The organism is Staphylococcus sp. EG-SA-2 (assembly GCF_017152085.1).
In genome coordinates this window covers 1-1363 of sequence record NZ_JACYHC010000788.1, presented here as the reverse complement: position 1 = coordinate 1363, position 1363 = coordinate 1, and the positions used below count along the sequence as shown (strand labels likewise).

At 33.5% G+C, this 1363-nt stretch carries 1 protein-coding gene and 1 pseudogene; both read left to right on the top strand.

Translation table 11 applies throughout. From position 1 onward, the window contains the following. The coding region (locus tag IDG60_RS14280) for a DUF2815 family protein (protein ID WP_206160828.1) at window positions 1–407 on the top strand (407 nt) is incomplete at its 5' end. Between the two features lie 67 nt (window positions 408–474). Continuing rightward, window positions 475–1363, top strand: a pseudogene (locus IDG60_RS14275) (DNA polymerase); the annotation flags it as partial.

The window sequence follows — 1363 nt, the reverse complement described above, 5'->3', positions numbered from 1 at the left end:
TAAAAGCCATTGAACAAGCTATAGAAGCTGCTAAAGAAGAAGGAAAAGTTAGTAAGTTTGGAGGCAAAGTTCCTGCAAATCTGAAACTTCCATTACGTGATGGAGATACTGAAAGAGAAGATGATGTCAATTATCAAGACGCTTATTTTATTAACGCATCAAGCAAACAAGCACCTGGTATTATTGACCAAAACAAAATTAGATTAACGGATTCTGGAACTGTTGTAAGTGGTGATTATATTAGAGCTTCAATTAATCTATTTCCTTTCAACACAAATGGTAATAAGGGTATCGCAGTTGGATTGAACAACATTCAACTTGTAGAAAAAGGCGAACCTCTTGGCGGTGCAAGTGCAGCAGAAGATGATTTCGATGAATTAGACACTGATGATGAGGATTTCTTATAAGTCAATAGGTGGGGTTTTAGCCCCACTTTAATTTTAAAGAAATTGAGGTGTCAAGAATTTGAGATTTATGAATACAGATATTGAAACATATAGCAGTAATGATATTTCGAAATGTGGTGCCTATAAATACACAGAAGCTGAAGATTTCGAAATTTTAATTATAGCTTATTCAATAGATGGTGGAGCGATTAGTGCGATTGACATGACTAAAGTAGATAATGAGCCTTTCCACGCTGATTTTGAGACGTTTAAAATTGCTCTTTTTGATCCTGCTGTAAAAAAGTATGCATTCAATGCTAATTTCGAAAGAACTTGTCTTGCTAAACATTTTAATAAACAGATGCCACCTGAAGAATGGATTTGCACAATGGTTAATTCAATGCGTATTGGCTTACCTGCTTCGCTTGATAAAGTTGGAGAAGTTTTAAGACTACAAAACCAAAAAGATAAAGCAGGTAAAAATTTAATTCGTTATTTCTCTATACCTTGTAAACCAACAAAAGTTAATGGAGGAAGAACAAGAAACTTGCCTGAACATGATCTTGAAAAATGGCAACAATTTATAGATTACTGTATTCGAGATGTAGAAGTAGAAATGACGATTGCTCATAAAATTAAAGACTTTCCAGTAACTGCAATTGAACAAGCATATTGGGTTTTTGACCAACATATAAACGACAGAGGTATTAAGCTTTCTAAATCATTGATGTTAGGAGCTAATGTGCTCGATAAGCAGAGTAAAGAAGAATTGCTTAATCAAGCTAAACATATAACAGGTTTAGAAAATCCTAATAGTCCTACACAATTATTGGCTTGGTTAAAGGATGACCAAGGATTAGATATACCTAATTTACAAAAGAAAACGGTTCAGGAGTACTTAAAAGAAGCAACAGGAAAAGCTAAAAAAATGCTAGAAATTAGATTGCAAATGTCTAAAACCAGTGTGAAAAAATACA